The organism is Celeribacter sp. (assembly GCF_048261515.1).
Classification (GTDB): Bacteria; Pseudomonadota; Alphaproteobacteria; order Rhodobacterales; family Rhodobacteraceae; genus Celeribacter.
In genome coordinates this window covers 174,215-190,255 of record NZ_JBLXFZ010000001.1, presented here as the reverse complement: position 1 = coordinate 190,255, position 16,041 = coordinate 174,215, and the positions used below count along the sequence as shown (strand labels likewise).

General features: G+C 62.7%; 17 protein-coding genes. 11 read left to right on the top strand and 6 right to left on the bottom strand.

Annotated features, from left to right (window positions below; all coding sequences use genetic code 11):
• The first annotated feature begins 4 nt into the window (after positions 1-4).
• From ACN0SC_RS00920 to ACN0SC_RS00875, 10 genes are all read left to right on the top strand, one after another.
• Positions 5-532 (top strand): thermonuclease family protein, encoded by a 528-nt coding sequence (locus tag ACN0SC_RS00920; protein WP_417247785.1) that lies wholly within the window; start codon positions 5-7, stop codon positions 530-532.
• 128 nt (positions 533-660) lie between these two features.
• The gene (locus tag ACN0SC_RS00915) at positions 661-1,272 is read left to right on the top strand and encodes a holin-associated N-acetylmuramidase (protein WP_417247784.1); all 612 of its coding nucleotides are present in this window, start codon (positions 661-663) and stop codon (positions 1,270-1,272) included.
• Positions 1,263-1,907: a holin family protein gene (locus ACN0SC_RS00910; protein ID WP_417247783.1), complete on the top strand. Its 645-nt coding sequence runs from the start codon at positions 1,263-1,265 to the stop codon at positions 1,905-1,907. Before ACN0SC_RS00915 ends, ACN0SC_RS00910 begins: the two co-directional genes overlap by 10 nt.
• Positions 1,900-2,079: a hypothetical protein gene (locus ACN0SC_RS00905; protein WP_417247782.1), complete on the top strand. Its 180-nt coding sequence runs from the start codon at positions 1,900-1,902 to the stop codon at positions 2,077-2,079. The genes ACN0SC_RS00910 and ACN0SC_RS00905 overlap by 8 nt, the downstream gene beginning before the upstream one ends.
• 3 nt (positions 2,080-2,082) lie before the next feature.
• Positions 2,083-2,256 carry a hypothetical protein gene (locus ACN0SC_RS00900; protein WP_417247781.1) on the top strand — a complete coding sequence of 58 codons (174 nt, stop codon included), beginning with the start codon at positions 2,083-2,085 and terminating at the stop codon, positions 2,254-2,256.
• Positions 2,253-2,675, top strand: coding sequence for a hypothetical protein (locus ACN0SC_RS00895; protein WP_417247780.1), 423 nt, complete (start codon positions 2,253-2,255; stop codon positions 2,673-2,675). The genes ACN0SC_RS00900 and ACN0SC_RS00895 overlap by 4 nt, the downstream gene beginning before the upstream one ends.
• Positions 2,676-2,851: 176 nt before the next feature.
• Complete coding sequence (locus tag ACN0SC_RS00890) at positions 2,852-4,831, top strand: heme lyase CcmF/NrfE family subunit (RefSeq protein WP_417247779.1); 1,980 nt, start codon at positions 2,852-2,854, stop codon at positions 4,829-4,831.
• Positions 4,828-5,289, top strand: a complete 462-nt coding sequence (locus ACN0SC_RS00885; RefSeq protein WP_417247778.1) for a cytochrome c-type biogenesis protein CcmH — start codon at positions 4,828-4,830, stop codon at positions 5,287-5,289. Before ACN0SC_RS00890 ends, ACN0SC_RS00885 begins: the two co-directional genes overlap by 4 nt.
• A gap of 248 nt (positions 5,290-5,537) precedes the next feature.
• Complete coding sequence (locus tag ACN0SC_RS00880; RefSeq protein WP_417247777.1) at positions 5,538-6,068, top strand: DUF2087 domain-containing protein; 531 nt, start codon at positions 5,538-5,540, stop codon at positions 6,066-6,068.
• Between the two features lie 142 nt (positions 6,069-6,210).
• A complete protein-coding gene (locus tag ACN0SC_RS00875; protein ID WP_417247776.1) occupies positions 6,211-6,987 on the top strand; it encodes an enoyl-CoA hydratase-related protein in 777 nt (258 codons plus the stop codon).
• Between the two features lie 113 nt (positions 6,988-7,100).
• Here the strand turns inward: ACN0SC_RS00875 and gltA are convergent, their stop codons facing one another.
• Both gltA and gltX read right to left on the bottom strand, forming a co-directional pair.
• Positions 7,101-8,399, bottom strand: a complete 1,299-nt coding sequence (gltA, locus tag ACN0SC_RS00870; RefSeq protein WP_417247775.1) for a citrate synthase — start codon at positions 8,397-8,399, stop codon at positions 7,101-7,103.
• 330 nt (positions 8,400-8,729) lie between these two features.
• Positions 8,730-10,163: a glutamate--tRNA ligase gene (gene gltX / locus ACN0SC_RS00865; RefSeq protein ID WP_417247774.1), complete on the bottom strand. Its 1,434-nt coding sequence runs from the start codon at positions 10,161-10,163 to the stop codon at positions 8,730-8,732.
• Positions 10,164-10,243: 80 nt separating this feature from the next.
• Between gltX and ACN0SC_RS00860 the strand changes: the two genes are divergently transcribed.
• Positions 10,244-12,505, top strand: a complete 2,262-nt coding sequence (locus ACN0SC_RS00860) for a ComEC/Rec2 family competence protein (RefSeq protein WP_417247773.1) — start codon at positions 10,244-10,246, stop codon at positions 12,503-12,505.
• 88 nt (positions 12,506-12,593) lie between these two features.
• Here the strand turns inward: ACN0SC_RS00860 and lexA are convergent, their stop codons facing one another.
• The 4 genes from lexA to trpC all read right to left on the bottom strand — a co-directional run bounded on the left by lexA (position 12,594) and on the right by trpC (position 15,997).
• Entirely contained in the window at positions 12,594-13,301 is a 708-nt protein-coding gene (gene lexA / locus ACN0SC_RS00855) for a transcriptional repressor LexA (RefSeq protein WP_417247772.1), read from the bottom strand.
• A gap of 208 nt (positions 13,302-13,509) precedes the next feature.
• On the bottom strand, positions 13,510-14,688 hold the full coding sequence (gene glp / locus ACN0SC_RS00850) for a gephyrin-like molybdotransferase Glp (protein ID WP_417247771.1): 1,179 nt from the start codon (positions 14,686-14,688) through the stop codon (positions 13,510-13,512).
• Positions 14,685-15,173 (bottom strand): cyclic pyranopterin monophosphate synthase MoaC, encoded by a 489-nt coding sequence (gene moaC, locus ACN0SC_RS00845; RefSeq protein WP_417247770.1) that lies wholly within the window; start codon positions 15,171-15,173, stop codon positions 14,685-14,687. The genes glp and moaC overlap by 4 nt, the downstream gene beginning before the upstream one ends.
• A 23-nt stretch (positions 15,174-15,196) precedes the next feature.
• On the bottom strand, positions 15,197-15,997 hold the full coding sequence (trpC, locus tag ACN0SC_RS00840) for an indole-3-glycerol phosphate synthase TrpC (RefSeq protein WP_417247769.1): 801 nt from the start codon (positions 15,995-15,997) through the stop codon (positions 15,197-15,199).
• Positions 15,998-16,041 lie beyond the last annotated feature (44 nt).

Here is a 16,041-nt window from a genome sequence, read left to right as displayed (position 1 = left end):
TTTCGTGCGCCCTCCGACCGAGAGCCCGCCCGTAGGCAAACGCCCGACCTATTACGCACCGCCAACGCCCAGCCCGTTTAACGAAAAAACTGCGCGGGACGCGGCAGAACAGCCCGTTGTTCGGGGGCGGGCCTATGTCGTGGATGGCGACACGATTGTGATCAAGAAAACGCAAATTCGCCTCTTTGGCGTTGATGCACCCGAAATGAACCATCCCTATGGGAAAAAGGCAAAATGGGCCTTGGTAAAACTCTGCAAAAATCAGGAAATCAAGGCCGAAGTCACGGATGTGGACGCTCATGGCCGCACGGTCGCCAAGTGCTTTTTACCAGACGGGCGCGACCTTTCGGCGGAGATGGTGAAACTCGGCCTTGCGATTGACTGGGGGAAGTTTTCAGGCGGTGTATATCGGGATCTGGAAGTGGAGGATGTGCGCAAGAAGCTCTGGCTGGCCGATGCCCGTCAAAAGGGACGGATGCACGTTTGGGACAAATACGATGCCAAGCAGAAAGAGCGACAGGGGGGCGGTTGAAGCCCATACGCCTTCTGCGATTCACGCAAACCTTAATCCCTCTTAACCCCTCTCCGTCCGCACGACTGGGGAGGCGTTAACCTTTTGGCGCGAACCTGATCCCACGAGAAATGGTGGGTGAAGGTTATATGAAAACCATTGAGCAGATTGCAGACGAGATCATTGCCCGCGAGGGCGGATATGTAAACGACCCCGACGATCCGGGTGGGGCAACGAAACACGGTGTCACCATCGCCACGCTGCGCCGACTTGGTGTGGATGTGGACGGCGACGGGCAGGTGACGACACGTGATGTGAGGCAGCTAAGCCGCAAGCAGGCGCGTGACATTTTCATCGAGCATTACTTCACACGGCCCCGCATTGACGAGTTACCGCCCGTGCTGCACGCGACCGTCTTTGACATGTATGTCAACGCAGGGGCCAATGCGGTGCGCGTGCTTCAGCGGCTCTTAGGCGATATGGGGCTGCAAGTCGCCGTGGACGGGATCATCGGGCCACAGACCATAGAGGCCGCGACCATCGCGCAATCGCTGGCACCTCATCACCTTGTGGATGCCTACGGGATCGCGCGGCGCAACTATTACTACGCTCTGGCGGACAAACGCCCCGCGAGCCGCAAATACGCCCGCCGCCGTGACGGAGGCAAGGGCGGCTGGATCAAACGTGCCGAGGAATTCATTTCCGAACGTTATCACCTGACCGCGAGCGAACATGCCAAACGGGTGGCGGCATGGGGATGATCAACGGCCTTCTGACCCTGCTGTTCGGCGGTGGGCGCAATGTCCTGCGCGAGACTGCGGAAGTGTTCATGGAAAACAGCGAAAGCGCGGCGGCCCGTGAGCTGGCCTATCGCACCGCTGCGCTCGACCAGTTCGCCGCCGAATTTACCATGCCGCAACGGGGAAAGTTCGACCGCTTCATGGACGGGCTGAACCGCGTGCCGCGCCCGCTGATGGCCTTCGGGACCATCGGGCTGTGCGTTGCGGCGATGGTCGATCCGATCTGGTTTGCCGAGAGGATGCAGGGGATCGCATTGGTGCCCGAGCCGCTGTGGTGGCTTCTTGGGGCGATTGTCAGCTTCTACTTCGGTGCGCGTCACCAGTTCAAAACGCAGGAATTTCAACGGTCCGTCGCCGAGACAATGGCCGCCGTGCCAACGATCTCGGCGAATATATCTGCCCTTGATGCGCTCAGGGCACTCGATCAAGGGGCGCGCGTGGTCGAAAGCGCCGCGCCCTCGAGCCCACCCGCGTCACGCAGCACTGCGCCCGCCACCCGCACCGCGCCCGTGATGTCGCGGGCACGAGTTGAGGCGGAGATGCGCAGCGGTGCCAATCCCGCGTTGAAGGCGTGGATGGAGGCGGCGGATGAGTGATGCTTTGATTGATGCTCTGGCCGAGCATGGCCCATGGGCGATGATGGTTTTCTTCCTTCTTTACAGGGATTTGCAGAAGGATCAGGCCACCCGCGCCGTGCTGGATAAGAACACTCAGATCCTTGTGGAAATGACCACGATGATCCGCGAACGCCTGCCGCGGGGAGGGTGAAGGATGGTGTCGGAACATCTGCGCCAGAAGGTCATTAAGGGCCTCAAACGTGGTTGCGTCAGCCTTGCTGCCGCCGTGACACCCGCGCCGACGGTGGCGCTGCGTGAAGCCCTGCGCCGCAACACGGAAGCCGCCGATGCGCTCGACGCTGCGGTCAAGGAGATGCTGGAACAATGAAACAGGTCGCACTTCTCTATCTCGCCATCCTGACGGTTGCGCTCGCGGGCGCTCAAGGGATCGGGTTCGCGGCGATGATGCAGGTCGCCTACGGGGCAATCGCGCTGATGTCGCTGACGATTTCGGCCACCTTCTTGTGGCTGTGGCAGGTGCGTGCCACGCCGCTCGCGCTCGGCATGTCGCTCAGTTGGTCGGGGTCGGGGCTGACCATCGGTTGGTGGTGGCTGATGCGCGTGCTTGGCGATCCTGCGTGGGGCATGGAGGCTGCGGCGCTGTTTTTGTTCCTGTCGCTGCTGGTGTGTGGCGCAGTGCTGCACTTCGCGGTGATACAGGGATCTTTCGGGCTGCGGGGGCTGTCCTTCGTCTGGCCTGTGATCGGAGCGTTTGCAATGTCTCTTGGGGTGCTTCTCCTTGTGTAATGCACGCGGGGAAGTCGTGGGAAAGAGACGGGGAAGGGGGGCAGGTGCCCCCTTTCCTTGCACACGTGCCCATGCGCCAGACCGCCCGCCGCGCTCACTTCCTTGCGACATGCGCGCGCAGCCCATTGGCGGGCCGCGTCCAACAGGTTAGAACCTCCTGCAAAGGGAGACCGCAAATGCTCGTAGAACTGGGACATTTCGCGCTCGTGCTGGCCTTGTTTGTCAGCATCAGCCAAACCATCGTGCCGCTTTGGGGGGCGCAGACGGGACGCCGTGCCTTCATGGCCGTGGCCGAACCTGCAGCCCTTGTGCAACTGGCGTTGATCACATTTTCCTTTGCGGTGCTGACCTATGCCTTCGTGACCTCCGATTTCTCACTCGCCATCGTCGTGGCCAACTCCCACACGCTCAAACCGATGATCTACAAAGTGTCGGGCGTCTGGGGCAACCACGAGGGGTCCATGCTGCTATGGGTGCTGATCCTCGCGCTCTTTGGCGGTGCGGCGGCGGCCTTTGGCTCGAATCTGCCCGCGACGCTGCGTGCCCGCGTCTTGGGGGTGCAAGGCTCCATCTCGGTGGCTTTCCTCGCCTTTATCCTCTTTACCTCCAACCCCTTCGCCCGCCTGCAATTCCCGCCGATGAACGGCGAAGACCTCAACCCGCTCCTGCAAGATCCCGGTCTCGCCTTCCACCCGCCGTTCCTCTACCTCGGCTACGTGGGTCTTTCGATGACCTTCTCCTTTGCCGTGGCCGCGCTCCTTGAAGGGCGCGTCGATGCGGCGTGGGGACGTTGGGTGCGTCCGTGGACGTTGGCTGCGTGGGTCTTTCTCACCATCGGCCTCGGGCTTGGTTCATGGTGGGCATATTACGAGTTGGGCTGGGGCGGGTTCTGGTTTTGGGATCCCGTCGAGAACGCCGCGTTCATGCCGTGGCTCTTTGCTGCCGCGCTGCTCCATTCGGCTATCGTGGTGGAAAAACGCGAGGCGCTCAAAAGCTGGACGATCCTTCTGGCCATTCTCGCCTTCGGCTTCTCGCTGATCGGCACCTTCCTCGTGCGCTCGGGCGTAATCACCTCCGTCCATGCCTTTGCCAACGATCCCGAACGCGGCATCTTCATCCTGATGATCCTCGGTGTCTTCATGGGCGGTGCGCTCATGCTCTTCGCCCTTCGCGCCTCTGTCATGACGGCCAAGGGGGTCTTCTCAATGGTCAGCCGTGAAAGCGCGCTGGTGCTCAACAATATCCTGCTCGCCGTGGCGGCCTTCGTCGTCTTTATCGGGACGATCTGGCCACTGGTGGCTGAAGCCTTCTGGGGTCGCACACTCTCGGTCGGCGCACCCTTCTTCGACGCGGCATTCACACCGTTCTTCACAGCGCTGGCGGTGGTCCTGCCTATCGGTGCGCTGATGCCGTGGAAACGCGCGCGGCTTGGCGCCACGATGAAAAAGCTGGTGCCTTCGATGGTTCTCTCTTTGGCGGTGCTTGGTCTTGTCTGGGCCATGCAAACGCAGAAAAGCCTGCTCGGCCCCATCGGACTGGCGCTTGGCGTCTGGCTGGTGTCGGGCGCGGTGCAGGATATCGCGACCAAACTCGGCCGCAACCGCGACCTCAGCCGCCTGCTGCGTCTGCCGCGCGCGGATTGGGGGCGGCTTTTTGCTCATGGCGGGCTTGGCATTACCATCATCGGCATCGCGGCGATGACCGCGTGGACGATCGAAGATATCCGCATTGCCCAGATCGGTGATACGTTTGACGTGGCGGGCTACACCATCACGCTCGATAGCGTCGAGCGGGTTCAGGGGCCGAACTACACCTCGACCATGGCTGCGCTCACGGTCTTTGACGGGTCCAAGAAACTGGCCACGCTCCATCCCGAAAAACGCAACTATCCCGTGGCGCAGATGCCCACGACCGAGGCGGGGATCGACAACGGGTTCCTGCGCGACATCTATGTTGTGCTTGGCGATCCGCAGGCAAACGGCGGCTGGGCCGTGCGCACCTATATCAAACCGCTGGCCAACTGGATCTGGGGCGGGACGATCATCATGTCGCTGGGCGGCTTCCTGTCGCTCACCGACCGCCGCTATCGCGTGGCCGCAGGGGCGCGGCGCAAACGGTCTGCCGGGGCCGCAGCCAAGGGAGTGCCCGCGCAATGATGACCTTCCGCCGCCTTGCTCTTCTTCTCGCCGTGATGCTGATGCCGCTTGCCGCGCCTGCCGTGCAACCCGACGAGGTGCTCGACGATCCCGCGCTTGAGACGCGGGCGCGCGATATTTCGGCGGGGCTGCGCTGCCTTGTCTGCCGCAACGAGAATATCGACGAGAGCAACGCCGAGCTTGCCCGTGACCTGCGCCTTTTGGTGCGCGAGCGGCTTGTGGCGGGGGATACGGACGTTGAAGTGGTCGATTACATCGTGGACCGCTATGGCGAATATGTCCTGCTCAAACCGACACTCACGGGGGCGAACAAGCTCCTTTGGATTGCGGGGCCAGTGATGCTGCTGATCGCGCTCGGTATCGGCATCGGCTTTGTCAGCCGTCGCCAGAAAGAGCGCGAGGTCGAGGATCTCACCGAGGAAGAGCGTGCGCGGTTGCAGGCGCTTCTCGAAGAATAGTAGCTCAGCAAGCACTTACGTCACCAAACGGCCACAGGGTCGCTCGGGCCGCAATACCGAGGCTTGGCAAGGGGCAGTGCGCGCGCGTATAGCTCGCTCAACGGTCCGCAGTTCACCGAGTCGCTGCCGCCCCTTTGGGGTATGCTGAACCTGCTTGTCACATCCACACGGTTTTCCGCGCGTCCTAGAGCGTGGGACAAGGGCAGCTCCCCGCAAGTCTCAATTGACGCGATCAACGGAGTAAACCGATGACTCGTGATGCCATTTCGCTCACTCTTCCCGACGTGTCCGCCTTTGCGCGCACGCTCAAAGCCGATCTTGGTGAGGCCGCGCCGCCGCACCAATCCCTTCTCAACGCCATCGCGCGGGCAGGGGGATACCGCAACTTCCAACACCTGCGTGCCGCTCAAGGCCCCGCCGAGACCGCCACGCCGCCCGAGGGTCGCGCCGTCACCCGTGCAATGGCCCGTTTCGACGCCGAGGGGCGCATGACCTCGTGGTCGACGAAGCGCAAGGTGCGGCAACTGTGTCTCTGGGCGCTTTGGGCGCAACTGCCACCGCGCAGGGACTTCTCGGAGCGCGAAATCTCCGCGCTTTTCGACACGATGACCACCTTCCGCGATGCCGCGCAAATCCGCCGCTCTCTGGTGGAGGACGGGTTGCTCACGCGCACCCGTGATGGCTCGGTCTACAGTCGTTGCGAGGTCGAACCCGATGTGACCGCACGCGAGGTGATCCGCGCGGTTGCGGCTCGCCGCAAGGCGGCGGGCGTGAGCTAGAACAGGGGCGGGCACAAGAATTTCGGCCCATGACGGGGCGTTTCTCTTTCTTCGTGCCCGCCAATGTCTATCTTGTGACCAACGACCCGCGCGCCACCAATAGGACCGCGCCGCGGAACACGAGGGAAAGGATCACACCCGAATGCATTACGAAACCATCCAGTTTGCCAGCCGCGACGGCGTCGCCGTGCTCACGCTGAACCGCCCCGAAGTACGCAATGCGCTCAACACGCAGATGCGCGCCGAGATCACCCATGCGGTGCGCGATGCGCCCAAAACCGCGCGGGTGCTTGTGATTACGGGGCAGGGCGAATCCTTCTGCTCGGGGCAGGATCTTGGGGATGGCGTCAACGCCGCCACCGCCGATCTGGAGCGCACCCTGCGCGACGAATACGAGCCGATGATGTATGCGATCAACGATTGCCCGATCCCGACGATTGCCGCCGTCAACGGCGCGGCGGCGGGGGCGGGGGCCTCTCTGGCGCTGGCCTGTGATGTGACGATTGCGACCGAGAGCGCGGTCTTCGTCCAAGCCTTTGCGCGTATCGGCCTCATTCCCGACGCGGGCGGCACCTACTTCCTGCCGCGACAGGTCGGACTGGCGCGCGCCATGGGGGCGACACTCTTCGCCGACCCGATTCCTGCTGACAAGGCCGCGCAATGGGGGATGATCTACGAGAGCGTCGAGGACGAGCTTTTCGCCGCCCATTGGCAAGCCCGCGCCCGCTACCTCGCGGAAGGGCCCACTGTGACCTACAGCAAGCTCAAGCAGGCGCTTCACGCCTCTTTCGACAACACGCTGCAACAGCAGATGGCGTTGGAGGCGAAACTGCAAAACACCTGCGGCCAGACCCGCGATTTCAAAGAGGGGGTGATCGCCTTCCTCGAAAAGCGCAAGGCGGTCTACGAGGGGCGCTAAGCCCCTAGGCCGCGCGGCAGGTTCGCGCGGCACCATCCGATAAACCAAAAGGAAAGCCGCGCCCGAGGGCGCGGCTTTCTCTATTGTAGCGTCTCTTGCGAGGCGTCGCGGGGTTAGTCGCGATCCTCGACGTTGACGTAAGAACGCTGATGCTCGCCGGTGTAGAGCTGACGCGGGCGGCCGATTTTCATCGCAGGATCTTCGATCATCTCTTTCCACTGCGAAATCCAGCCGATGGTGCGCGAAAGCGCGAAGATCGGGGTGAACATCGAGGTCGGGAAGCCCATGGCCTCCAGAATGATGCCCGAATAGAAATCGACGTTGGGGAAGAGCTTCTTGTCGGCGAAATACGGATCTTCGAGCGCCTGACGCTCAAGCTCCTTGGCGACCTGAAGCGTTGGGTTGTTTTCGACGCCGAGCAGTTCGAGAACCTCGTCGGCGGACTGCTTCATCACCTTCGCGCGCGGGTCGAAGTTCTTGTAGACGCGGTGCCCGAAGCCCATGAGGCGGAAGGGGTCGTTCTTGTCCTTCGCGCGGGCGATGTATTCGGGGATACGATCCACGGTGCCGATCTCGCGCAGCATTTCCAGACACGCCTGGTTTGCGCCGCCGTGGGCAGGGCCCCAGAGGCAGGCGATACCCGCCGCGATACAGGCAAAGGGGTTGGCACCCGAAGAGGAAGCCAGACGCACGGTCGATGTCGAGGCGTTTTGCTCGTGGTCGGCGTGGAGCGTGAAGATACGGTCCATGGCGCGGCTCAGGATCGGGTTGACCTCGTAATCCTCGGCGGGCACCGAGAAACACATGCGCAGGAAGTTCGACGCGTAGTCGAGGTCGTTGCGCGGGTAAACCATCGGCTGGCCGATCGTGTATTTGTAGGCAGCAGCCGCAATCGTCGGCATTTTCGCGATCAGGCGAATGGTCGCGACTTCGCGCTGGTAGGGGTCCGAAATGTCGGTGGAGTCGTGGTAGAATGCGGACATCGCGCCAACCACGGCCACCATGATGGCCATTGGGTGCGCGTCACGACGGAAACCAGAGAAGAATTTGTGCATCTGCTCGTGGATCATCGTGTGATTGGTCACGAGGCTTTCGAATTCTTCCATCTGTGCGGCTGTTGGCAGTTCGCCGTAGAGCAACAGGTAGCAGACTTCGAGGTAATGGGATTTTTCGGCCAACTCGCCAATAGTGTAGCCCCGGTGCAGCAGCACACCTTCGGCGCCGTCGATGTAAGTGATCGCGCTGTCGCAGGAGGCGGTGGAGGTGAAACCCGGATCATAGGTAAACACACCTGCCTGACCGTAGAGCTTTCGGATGTCGATCACATCGGGGCCTTCGGTCGGAGAGTAGACCGGAAGATCGTAGGTGGTGCCGTCAAGCGACAGCTTTGCTGTTTTCTGGGTATCTGCCATCGTCGTTCCTTCGGTTGGCAACGGCACCGCGCCCGCGAGGGTCGCCGTGCAGTTGATGGTCTGTCGTGCCCGAAAGGTCGGACACTATCTTTCGCATTCGGGCGCATGGTGGCGGCGGATTGGTCTCCGCGCGCGGCCTCATGCGTCCCGCACCTTTCCCCGTTGGTCCCGCGCGTCCCCGCAAGCTGCGGGTCGGCGGGGCAGGGTCGCCAAAGCCTAAACGGCTGGGGCGAAATCTCACGTGACCTTGATCAAATGCCCGCAGAAAATGCGGAGCCTTGGGTCAGTGGTAAACCCGTGCGGGCACGGGCGCCCGAAGGGTTAATTCTCTCACTCGGCAGCCGCGCAGACGCCTTGGAAATCGGCGATGCGGGCGAGGCTTTCGTCGCGCCCGAGCACGAGCATCATATCGAGCACACTGGGTGTCACGGCCCGCCCCGCAAGGGCGGCGCGCAGGGGAGCTGCGACCTTGCCGAAGCCTACGTCGTGGGCCTCCATGACCTTACCGACAGCGGCCTCCAGCGCCTCGCGTTCCCAGCTACCATTTTGCAGGTGCGGCGTCAATTCTTCCAGTATACCATTGGATACAGAAGAGACTTGCTTGTGCGCTTTCTCGTCGAGGTCCACGGGACGATCCGCGAGTGCAAACCGTGCCTTTTCAATGAGTTGAGGATAGGTCTTTGCCGCGCCCTTCAGCGCATAGAGCGCCGCACCCAATCGCGTCATTTGCGACGACGTAAGGTCAGGCTCTCCTGCGGCTGCGAGATAGCCTTCGATCTCACCCAAAATTGCTGCATCATCCATCACTGCGATGTGCTGTCCGCAGATATTTTCGAGCTTCTTGGTGTCGAAACGTGCGGGTGATTTGTTGACGCCACTCAGGTCAAACCACTCTTGTGCCTGCGCGTCGGTGAAGAACTCGTCATCGCCGTGGCTCCAGCCCAGACGCGCGAGATAGTTGCGCATCCCCGCCGAGGGGTAGCCCATGGCCTGATATTCCTTCACACCTGTTGCGCCGTGGCGCTTGGACATCTTCTTGCCATCGGGGCCGAAGATCAGCGGGATATGTGCATAGACGGGCAGGGGCCAGCCCATTGCCTCGTAGATGGTCATCTGCCGCGCGGCGTTGTTCAAATGGTCGTCTCCACGGATCACATGGGTCACGCCCATGTCGTGATCATCGACCACGACGGCGAGCATATATGTCGGTGTGCCATCGGAGCGTAACACGATCATGTCATCGAGCTGGTCGTTGCGGATGGTCACATCGCCCTGAACCTCGTCGCGGATCACGGTGACGCCCTCGCGCGGTGCTTTCACCCGCACCACATAGGGCGCGTCGGGATGGGTGGCGGGATCGGCATGGCGCCACGGCGAGCGGTATAGCGTGCTCTTTCCCTCGGCGCGGGCCGCCTCGCGGAAGGATTCGATTTCCTCCTGCGTGGCGAAGCATTTGTAGGCTGCACCCGATGCCAGCATCTCCTCAGCCACCTCCACATGGCGCGCGGCGCGTTCGAACTGGCTCACGGCCTCCCCGTCATAGTCCAGACCGAGCCAAGCCATCCCTTCGAGAATCCCCTGCGTCGCTTCAGGCGTGGAGCGCGCGCGGTCGGTGTCTTCGATCCGCAGCAGGAATTTGCCGCCACGGCCACGGGCATAGAGCCAGTTGAACAGCGCGGTGCGGGCGGTGCCGATGTGCATGTCGCCCGTGGGCGAGGGGGCGATGCGGGTCACGACGGGAGTGTCGGAGGGAGCAACGGTCATGGGTCTAACCCTTTCGTAACCATGTTGGAGGAATGTCTGTGCGGGGCAGGTCTACGGGAAGGTTGAAAAGGACACAAGTGGTGCCCCAAGCGCAATCGACATCATTGGAAGCCGAGACACAGGGCTTTCTCGGCGCCGACTTGCGGGGCTTTGCTCTTTTGCGCATGGCCTTTGCGCCGCTTGAGAGCCAAAGGGACGGGCTTACTGTCTGGGTGCCTGTGTTGCTGGCCATCGGGATAGGGGCCTATTTTTCTCTGCCCGTCGAACCTGATGCCCGTGCCTATGGCACCGCCGCAGCGGTTGCACTGCTCGGACTGGTCGGTTTCTGGCGGCTGGCCGCGCCATATGCCTTTGTGCCTGCCGCATTTTTGCTGGTGGCGTCAGGTTTTCTTGCGGCGGGGTTGCGGGCGCATATGGTGGCCGAACCTGTGCTGGAGGGGCGCTACTTCGGCGCGATGGAGGGGCGGGTTGTTGCCGTGGACCGATCAGTGTCTGGTGCGTTGCGCCTGACCTTCGAGCCCGTCACCTTGATGCGCCGCGCTCCTGCGCAAACGCCAACTCGCGTGCGCGTGTCACTCTATGGCGACCCGCCCACCTTTTCTCCCGCGCCTGGGCAATGGCTGGCGCTCACCGCAAATCTCTCCCCACCCGCAGGCCCCACCGAGCCACGCGGATTCGATTTTCAGCGCATGGCGTGGTTCGACGGTCTGGGCGCGGTTGGCTACACCCGCACACCTGTGATCCGCATTGCACCACCTGAGCGCGGGATCGACCTTTTGATCCATCGTTTACGCATGGACCTGTCGCGCGCGATCCAGCAGCGCATCGACGGGCAGGCGGGAGCTTTCGCTGCCGCCATCCTCACGGGCGACCGCTCTGGCGTATCGGAGGCGACCAAGGAGGCGCTTCGGCTCTCCAACCTCTCCCACCTGCTTGCGATTTCGGGGCTTCATATGGGGTTGATGACCGCCGCCGTCTATGCCGCATTCCGCTTTGCACTCAATACGTTGCCGCGCTGGCCATTGCCTGTGTCGGCGAAATCAGTGGCCGCCCTCATCGCCATGGCAGCAGGGGCCTTCTACCTCGCGCTATCAGGCTTCAACGTGGCCACCGAACGCGCCTTCATTATGGTCTGCGTGCTTTACCTCGCAGTCATCGCGGGGCGGCGGGCGATATCTCTTCGCGCCGTTGCACTGGCGGCGACGATCATCCTTTTGGGCCGTCCCGAGACATTGGCCGAGCCTGGGTTCCAGATGTCTTTTGCCGCCACGACTGCCTTGGTCTGCGCCTTCTCCGCGTTCCGCGACCTGACTCGCCGCAAGCCGCCGCTCGTCAGCTACGGTGAGAATCCCGCAGCATTCCAGCCGCGCAATACCCGTTTGAAACGCTTTGCATTGGGAACGGGGGCGCTGATCATTTCATCGGCGGTTGCGGGGCTTGCCACGGCACCTGTCGCCGCGGCCCATTTCAATCGTATCGCGGACTACGGGTTGGCCGCCAATATCGTCTCAGTTCCGCTGATGGGCCTCATCATCATCCCCGCCGCCCTTGCCGCCCTCGTGCTTGCGCCCTTTGGCCTCGATGCGCTGGCCTTCGCGGTCATGGCCTTCGCGATCAAATGGATTCTTGCCGTGGCCGAAACCGTGTCGGGGTGGGAGGGGGCCGTGACTTATGTGCCCGCACCGCCCGCCGCGACCTTGCCACTTCTGGCAATTGGCGCGTTGGTGCTTGCGCTCTGGCAGGGGCGAGGGCGTGTCGTCGGAATTGGCCCGTTGGTCGCGGGGGTAGCGCTTTGGTTCACGGTGGAGCGGCCCGCGTTGCTCGTCTCCGCCGATGCCGCATTGATCGGTGTATTGGAAGATGAAGGTCGTGTTTTGAACAAGGCACGCGGGCAGGGATTTGCCGCGCGCACGTGGTTGGAAAACGACGGTACCGGCGCGCAGCAGCAGGAGGTGGCGCGGCAGGGAATGACACAGGTGCGATTGGGTGACTGGCGGATTTCCCATGTCACAGGGCGGGATCGTGCGGCACGGGCCAGAACAGCCTGCATGAGCGCGAATATTGTAATTGTGAATGAATTTATGGATTTTACCCCGTCAGGCGAGTGCAAATTGTTCGATTTGTCCAAGTTTAATCATAGCGGCGCACTCGCCTTTTCGCTTGGGCGGGAAGGTTTGATCATGGAAACTGCGCGAGGCGCGGCGGGAGTGCGGCTGTGGAACACGCCCGAATTACGTCAGCGCGATCCGCCTGACCGCGCCACTCTCATGGCAACCTTACCGCAGGGGGTCTTGGGCGAGACCTTCGGTCAAAGCCCTGCGCATCGCTATGCGCGGCGATAGAAAGCAGGGAAAGTGGGCCCCGCTTAAGACGCGAAAAAGCCGCCCCGATTGGAGCGGCTCTTTTGCGTGTCTTGGATGGCGGCGCGCCTTAGTAAGAGCGAATGAGCCCGACCAGTTTCCCTTGGATCTCGACTCGATCTGCGGGCAGGATGCGGGTCTCGTAAGCCGCATTGGCCGCCTCAAGCGCGATGCGGTCGCCCATGCGGCGGTAGGTTTTGAGCGTGGTCTCGTAGCCCTCGACCATGGCCACCACGATATCACCATCGCGCACCGAGGAGGTTTCCTGAATCACCACGATGTCGCCGGAGTTGATCCCCGCCTCGATCATGGAATCCCCTTTGACTTCCAGCGCGTAATGGTTGCCGCGACCCGAGAGCATCGTCGAGGGAACGCTCACGCCCGCATCTCCGTCGCTCACCGCCTCGATCGGCAGACCTGCTGCGATCTTGCCCATGATGGGCAAGGAAACAGCGGCGGCGGAGACATCCATTGCGCGAGAGGGAGGCGGGCCATCGGGGCGGTCCCCGTCGATCACGCGCGGGGCAAATCCGCTCGTGCGCGCGGTCGGCTCGCCGCCCAGTGCCTCAGGCAGTTTCACAATCTCGATGGCGCGGGCGCGGTGCGCCAGACGGCGGATAAAGCCGCGCTCCTCCAATGCGGTGATCAGGCGGTGGATGCCCGATTTCGAGCGCAGGTCCAGCGCCTCTTTCATCTCGTCGAACGAGGGTGGCACCCCGTCCTTTTGCATCCGCGAGTTAATAAACTCCAACAGTTGCATCTGTTTCTTTGTCAGCATCTGCGCGCTCCCTCTTTATGCCGCGACGGGCCTTGGGTGGGGCCTCGAAGGCGAGCGGGTCAACGCAACGCGTGCCTGTGGTTGCGCGGCCCTGTCTAATCGTCCCGCGAGTGCGGGTGTTCTGATTATGTTCTACGCATGTTCTTTTATTGTGTCAACGATTGCGCACATTTGGCCAATCGGGCGGCTCAGCGACCCGATGCGCGGCCTAGAACGGCACATACTCCACAACCTCGCCCGCCCGCGCGGGTTCGGCATGGGGCGCGCGGACCACAAGAGCGTTGGCGCGCGACAGAATCGACATCAGCGAACTGTCCTGACGGTCAAAGGGGGCGGCCGTGTCGCCATCAAGGCGCGCGCGCATGTAGTGTTCGCGCGGGCCGTTGGCGGAAATATCTTTTGAGAGTCGTGCTTTAAGGCGCGGGACGGGCTGTGCGGGCAGGCCCGTCATTGCCTCCAACGCAGGCACGACAAAAAGCCGACCTGTCACCATCGAGGCCACGGGGTTCCCAGGCAGGCCGAGCATGACGCTGCCGCCGATCCGTCCTGACATGAGCGGTTTTCCCGGACGCATCGCGACCTTGTGGAAGGCGCGTTCAAGGCCGAGATCGCCCGCCACCTTGCCGACGATATCGTGGTCGCCCACCGACGCCCCACCGATGGTCACGATCATGTCGGACCCCGCGGCGAGGTCGAAGGACTGGCGCAGGCTGTCCTCGCTGTCGCGTGCAATTGGTAACATGCGTGCAATGCCGCCCGCCGCTTCGATCATCGCGGCCAGACCGAAGCTGTTGGAGGCGATGATCTGGTCGGGGGAGGGTGTCTCGCCCGGCATGACCAATTCATCGCCCGTCGCAATGAGCGCCACCGTGGGGCGGCGGGCCACCTCGACCTTTGGAATGTTCATCGCGGCCAGAAGTGTGAGGTCGGCGGGCGTGAGGCGTTTGGGCGGGGCGATGGTGTCGCCTACGTTGAAATCCCCGCCGCGCGGGCGGATGTTGTCGCCGTCTCCTGACGGGGCGGTCTGCGTGATGGTGTCACCATCGCGGGTGATGTTTTCCTGAATGATGACGCGGGTCGCGCCTTCGGGCACGGGTGCGCCCGTGAAGATGCGCACGGCTTGTCCCGCGTTGAGCGTCCTTGTGAAGCTATGCCCCGCCGCAGCCTCGCCGATCACCGTATAGCTCTGGCCCGCGTCCGCCGTCCCGTCCGCGTCACACACGGCGTAGCCATCCATCGCGGAGGCCGAAAAAGGTGGTTGTGCGCGGTTCGCCGTTGCGGGGCGTGCAAGCACCCGACCTGCCGCATCGCGCAAGTCAACTTCCTCCGTCCCGAGCGGTTGGCACAGGGCGAACACATGATCGAGCGCGGCGCTGACGGGGATCATGTCGCGGAGGCCTCCGCCTCGTAAGTGCCTGACTTCCCGCCCTCTTTGCGCAGGAGGCGCAAGCCCGTGATCTCCATGCCCTTCTCAGCGGCCTTGAGCATGTCATAGACCGTGAGCGCGGCGGTGGAAGCGGCGGTGAGGGCTTCCATTTCGACGCCTGTTTTGCCCGATGTCTTGACCGTTGCGGTGATCCGCACACCCGGAAGCGTGGGGTCGGGATGTAGGTCGAGCGCCACCTTGGTCACGGGCAGGGGGTGGCACAGCGGGATCAGATCGGCGGTGCGCTTCGCGCCCATGATCCCCGCCAGCCGCGCCACGGCGAGCACGTCGCCCTTCTTCGCAGTGCCTTCGGTGATATGGGCGAGTGTCTCATGCGTCATGCGCACCTGCGCCTCGGCCACGGCCATGCGGTCGGTGTCGGGCTTGTCGGAGACATCGACCATATGGGCATTCCCGCCCGCGTCGAAATGGGTCAGATCGGCCATGACACTCTCCCTTTGAAGGTTGGTTATGCGGGCACGGGGTCCGCCAGAAGGGCGCGGGTGGCGGCCTCTACGTCGTCTTGCCGCATCAGGCTCTCGCCGATGAGGAAGCTGCGCGCGCCGTAGCTTGCCATATCGGCCAGATCGGCGGGGGTGAACAGCCCGCTTTCGCACACAAGATGCTTACCCTCGGGCACCATTTTCGACAGCTCGCGTGTGGTGTCGAGCGTGGTCTCGAAGGTCTTGAGGTTGCGGTTGTTGACGCCCAGAAGCGGGGATTTGAGCGCAAGGGCGCGTTCCAGTTCCTCGGCATCGTGGACCTCGACCAGCACATCCATGCCTGCGTCCATTGCGGCCGCTTCAAGCTCGGCGGCTTGCCCGTCCTCGACAGAGGCCATGATGATCAGGATTGCATCGGCCCCCCATGCGCGGGCTTCGGTCACCTGATAGGTGTCATACATGAAATCCTTGCGCAGCGCCGGCAGGGAGACAGCGGCGCGGGCAGCGACGAGAAATTCGGGTGCGCCTTGGAAGGATGGCGTGTCGGTCAGCACGGAGAGGCAGGTCGCCCCGCCTGCTTCATAGGCGCGCGCAATGGCGGGCGGATCGAAGTCGGGGCGGATGAGCCCTTTCGAGGGGGAGGCTTTCTTGACCTCCGCGATGAGACCGTAGCCGGATGTCGCGGCCGATTGCAGCGCCTTGGCAAAGCCGCGCGTGGGGCTTTGGGCAGAGGCTTGGGCCTCAAGTTCGGACAGGGGCACGGTTTGCTTGGCCGTTGCCACTTCTTCGAGCTTATAGGCTTTGATTTTATCGAGAACTGTAACCATAGCCCTCTGATACAGGGGCGGCGCGGGGTTTGAAAGATGGTTTG